General features: G+C 70.9%; 1 protein-coding gene. It reads right to left on the bottom strand.

The window, feature by feature from the left end:
* On the bottom strand, positions 1-5,575 hold a 5,575-nt coding region (locus ACIBB8_RS37310), incomplete at both ends, for an amino acid adenylation domain-containing protein (RefSeq protein WP_398959796.1).

The raw sequence follows: 5,575 nt of genomic DNA, 5'->3' as shown, positions 1-5,575 counted from the left end.
ATCACATACGCCGCATGCCACGGCAGCAGTGAGCCCAGACGCTCGCCGTCCACGAGAACAACCGCCTCCAACTCCTGCAATGCAGCCTCGATCACAGGAGAGCCGAGAACCAACGAGGGCACGGCCGCGACCAGTTCTTCGTACTCCGAAGAGGTCACCGCGACCGTCGCGCCAGAATCAGCCAGCATGAAGGCGATCCGGTCCACCGGATACTCCGGATCCAGCGGCACATACGCACCACCCGCCTTCCACACCGCCAGAACCGACACCACCATGTCGACCCCCCGCGGCAGACACAGACCCACCACCGACTCCGGCCCCACACCACGGCCCACCAACAACCGCGCCAGCCGGCTCGCCCGCGCATCCAACTCCGCATACGACACCTCGACACCCTCGAACACCACCGCCACCGCACCCGGCGTCCGCGCCACCCACCCCTCGAACAACTCCACCAGCAGCACACCCGGCACCTCCGCGCCGGTATCGTTCCACTCGGCCACCACCCGACGCCGCTCCCCGGCACCCAGCACATCCACCGCGCTCACCCGCAGCAACGGATCAGCCGTCAACAACTCCAGCACCCGCGACAGACGCTGGGTGAGCCGCTCGACGTTCTCCACATCGAACAGGTCGGCCGCCGCGTTCACGGCTCCTTCCAGACCTGCCGGCCGGCCGTCCGCGTCGTACGTCTCCGCAACGCTCACATCGAGGTCGAACTTGGCGACCGGCGTTCCTGTCGACATTCCTTCGGCAGTGAGGCCTCTCAGGTCGAGAACCGCTTCGGCGTTGTTCTGCACGGTGAGCATGACCTGGAACAGCGGGTGCCGGGCCAGCGAGCGAGCCGGGGCCAGCTCCTCCACCAGACGCTCGAACGGCACATCCTGGTGCGCGAAAGCCGCCAGCCCACTCTCCCGCACCCGCCCGAGCAGTTCACGGAACGTCGGATCACCCGACAGATCCGTCCGCAGCACCAGCGTGTTCACGAAGAACCCCACCAGGTCGTCCAGCGCCTCATCCGTGCGCCCCGCCACCGCCGAACCGACCGGAATATCGGTGCCCGCACCCAGCCTCGACAGCAACACCGCCAGCGCGGCCTGCAACACCATGAACACCGTCACACCCTCGGCCCGCGCAACCTCCACCAGCCGCGCATGAACCTCCGCCGGAACCTCCAGCGGCACACTGTGCCCACGATGACTGGCCACCGCCGGACGCGGACGGTCGAACGGCAGCTCCAACTCCTCCGGAGCACCCCGCAACACCTCACGCCAATAAGCAACCTGACGTGAAATCAGACTCTCCGAGTCCTGATCGTCACCGAGCAGCTCCCGCTGCCACAGCGCATAGTCCGCATACTGCACCGGAAGCGGCTCCCACTGCGGCACCCGCCCCGCACACCGCGCCTCATACGCCACCGACACATCCCGCGCCAACGGCCCCTTCGACCAGCCGTCACCAGCGATGTGGTGCATCACCACGACGAGGACCCGCTCGTCCTCCCCGGCCTCGAACAGCCACGCCCGGAACGGCACCTCGGCCGCAAGGTCGAAGGCGTACCGCTGCGCCGCAGCGACCGCACCGGCCAGCTCCTCCGGCGCCACATCCACCACCTGGAGCTCCCACCCCAGCTCACGCGGGTCCAGCACCTTCTGGCAAGGCTCACCATCCGCCACCAGGAAGACCGTGCGCAGCACCTCGTGGCGTACGAGTACGTCGCGGAGCGCCGCACCGAGGGCCACCCGGTCCACGTCTCCGCCGAGGCGGAGTGCGACGGGAACGTTGTAGGTCGGGCTGGGACCGTCGAGCTGTCCGATGAACCAGAGGCGTCGTTGTGCGAACGACAGCGGTACGCGGTCCGGCCGTGCACCGGCCGTCAGCGCCGGCCTGGCTTCGTGGGCCTCGCCCAGCCCGCTGACGAGTCCGGCGACCGTCGGCGTGTCGAACAGGGTTCGGATCTCGACCTCTACACCGAGCACGGCCCGGATCCTGCTGAGGAGACGTACGGCCAGCAGTGAGTGCCCGCCGAGCTCGAAGAAGTCGTCGTCGACGCCGACGCTCTCCAGCCCCAGGACCTCGGCGAACGCCCCGCACAGGAGTTCCTCCTGCAGGGTGGCCGGTCCGCGGCCCGTACCGGCCGTGGCCGCGTAGTCGGGGGCAGGCAGGGCCTTGCGGTCCAGCTTGCCGTTTCCGGTGAGCGGCAGTGCGTCCAGGACGACGACGGCTGACGGCACCATGTGGTCGGGCAGCCGCTTGGCGGTGAACTGCCGTACGGCCTCGGGCAGCGCGTCGTCGGGCTCGTCCGGGTCGGCGGGGACGACGTAGGCGATCAGGCGCATGTCGCCCGGGGACTCCTCGCGGGGCACGACCACAGCCTGGGCGACCTCCGGGTGGGCGGCCAGTGCCGCCTGGACCTCACCCGGCTCGATGCGGAAGCCGCGCAGCTTCACCTGGTCGTCGGCCCGGCCCAGGAACACGAGTCGGCCGTCGGTACTCCAGCGCGCACGGTCACCGGTCCGGTACATCCGCTCGCCCGGGGCGCCGAACAGGTTCGCCACGAAGCGTTCCGCGGTCAGCCCGGCACGGCGGACGTAACCCCGTGCCAGTTGTGCGCCGGCGATGTACAGCTCTCCGGCCACACCCGCGGGTACCGGGGCGAGCGATGCGTCGAGCACGGAGAAGCGGGTGTTGGCGACCGGCGTGCCGACCGGAACGGTGCCGTCGGCAACCAGCTGCGGCGTCAGGGGTGTGGTCGCCGTACCGATGGTGGCCTCGGTCGGCCCGTAGTGGTTGAACACCTGCCGTGCCCCGGCCGCGTCGACCAGCTCGCGCAGCCATGCTGGGGAGGCGGCCTCGCCGCCGAGAACCAGGGACCTGGCGGGCAGTACGGCCTCCACGCCGACGCCCGCCGACAGTGCCGCCAGATGCGAGGGCACAGCCTTCAGGTAGTCGATCCGGTGCTGCGCCATGTAGCCGGACACTGCCACCGGGTCGGTGACCATGTCCCCGTCCAGGATGTGCAGCTCCCCGCCGGTGGTCAGGCTCGCGAACACGAGTGTGTTGCCGAGGTCGGTGGCCTGTGCCTGGAGCAGCGCGTACCGGCCGCCCGGCTCGCCCAGGCCCACGCGGGCAGGCACCGAGGACACGTAGTTGGCCAGGGAGCCATGGGTGACGGCCACACCCTTGGGGCGCCCCGTCGAGCCGGACGTGTAGATCACATACGCCAGGCTGTGCGGCGGCAGCGGCACTTCGGGAGCACCGGCCAGGGCCGCGGCCAGCTGCGCCGCAACCATCGGGTCGTCGAGCGCCACCATCCGTACGCGTCCGGCGGGGAGTTCGTCCAGGATCTCCTCGGTGGTCAGCAGCAGCACCGATCCGCTGTCCGCCAGCATGAAGCCGATGCGCTCGGCGGGCTGCTCGGGGTCGATCGGCAGGTAGCCCGCCCCGGCCTTCCAGACCGCCAGAATCGCCGTGATCATGTCGGCGCCGCGGGCCAGGCACAGGCTCACCACCGACTCGCTGCCGACCCCATGGTCCACGAGATAGCGGGCGAGCCGGTTGGCCCGCGCGTCCAGTTCCGCGTACGACACCTCGGTGCCGTCGGCGACGATCGCCGTCGCGTCCGGGGTGCGCGCCACCTGCTGCTCGAACGATGCGGTCACGGGCGTGTACATGAGCGGTGCCCCGGTGTCGTTCCACTCGGTGAGCACCAGGCGCCGCTCGTCCTCGCCCAGCACGTCGACCGCGGTCAGCCGCAGTCCGGGATCGGCCGCCACCGCTTCGAGAACCCGTGTCCAGCGGCGGGCGATGCGCTCGGCCGTCTCCAGGTCGAACAAATCGGCGGCGACGGTCACCGTGCCGTGCAGCCCCGCCGGGGCGCCGTCGGCGTCGAAGGCCTCGCCGACCAGCACGTCGAGGTCGAACTTCGCCGAGGCCGTGCCCGTCGACACCCCGTCCAGCTCGACACCCAGGAGGTCGAGTACCGCCGCGATCGTGTCCTGCTTCGTGAAGACGACCTGGAAGAGCGGATGCCGGGCCAGCGAGCGGGCGGGGCTGAGTTCCTCCACCAGCCGCTCGAAGGGCACGTCCTGGTGCGCGTACGCCGACAGTCCGGTCTCCCGCACCCGGGTCAGCACCTCGCGGAACGTCGGGTCACCGGACAGGTCGGTGCGCAGCACGAGGGTGTTCACGAAGCAGCCGACCAGTCCGTCGAGCGCTTCGTCGGTACGTCCGGCGATCGCAGAGCCGACTGGGATGTCGGTTCCGGCGCCGAGCCGGGACAGCAGCACCGCGAGGGCGGCCTGCAGGACCATGAACACGGTCACGCCCTCGGCCCGTGCCAGCTGGATCAGGACGTGGTGCAGCTCCGCCGGGATCTCCAGAGGCACGCGGTGACCGCGGTGGCTCGCCACCGCAGGGCGCGGCCGGTCGAACGGCAGCGCGAGTTCCTCGGGGGAGCCGTCCAGTGCGGCGCGCCAGTAGGTGATCTGGCGGGCCATGGCACTGTCGGGATCCTGCTCGTCGCCGAGGAGTTCACGCTGCCAGAGGGCGTAGTCGGCGTACTGGACGGGGAGCGCCGCCCATTGCGGGGCGCGGCCCTCGCAGCGCGCCGCGTAGGCCAGGGACAGGTCCCGGGCCAGCGGCCCCCTCGACCAGCCGTCGCCCGCGATGTGGTGCAGGACGACGACGAGGACCTGGTCCTCCGTGCCGGCGTCGAACAGCCACGCCCGGAAAGGTACGTCCACGGCGAGGTCGAAGGCGTACGCCGACGCCCGGGCCACCGCGTCGTCCAGCTCCGCCGGGGCCACTTCGACGACCTGGAGGTCCCGGGCGAGGTCCTCGGCGGCCAGGACCCGCTGGTACGGCTCGCCGTCGGCTGCCACAGCGAACACCGTGCGCAGGGCTTCGTGCCGGCCGAGGACATCGCGCAGGGCGTGGGTCAGTGCCGCCCGGTCGACCTCTCCGGACAGGCGCAGCGCGACCGGCATGTTGTAGGTCGCGCTCGGGCCTTCCAGCTGGCCGAGGAACCACAGCCGGCGCTGCGCGAACGACAGCGGCACCCGCTCCGGACGCGCCGCTGCCGTCAGGGCCGGCCGCGCCTGGTCCGCACCGTCCAGACGTGCCGCGAGACCGGCCACCGTCCGCGCCTCGAAGAGCGCGCGCAGCGACAACTCGACGCCCAGCACCGACCGGATCCGGCTGAGCAGACGCACCGCGAGCAGCGAGTGCCCACCGAGTGCGAAGAAGTCGTCGTCGACGCCGACGCCGTCAAGCCCGAGGACCTCGGCGAACGCGGCGCACAGGATCTCTTCCTGGAGGGTCACCGGTGCCCGGCCGGGGGCGTTCGTGTACTCCGGCCGGGGCAGGGCCTTGCGGTCCAGCTTGCCGTTGACGGTCAGCGGCAGCGCGTCGAGGACGACGACGGCCGACGGCACCATGTAGTCCGGCAGGCGCTCGCCCACGAGTTCCCGAAGCAGGGCAGGCAGTTGGGCATCGGCCACACCTGCACTCTCGGCGGGTACGACGTAGGCGACCAGCCTCTTGTCGCCGGGCGTGTCCTCCCGCGTGACCACCG

The organism is Streptomyces sp. NPDC051286 (assembly GCF_044455345.1).
In the GTDB taxonomy this organism is placed as follows: domain Bacteria; phylum Actinomycetota; class Actinomycetes; order Streptomycetales; family Streptomycetaceae; genus Streptomyces.
The sequence above is the reverse complement of the archived record's forward strand: the minus strand, read 5'-3'. Positions and strand labels throughout refer to the sequence as shown.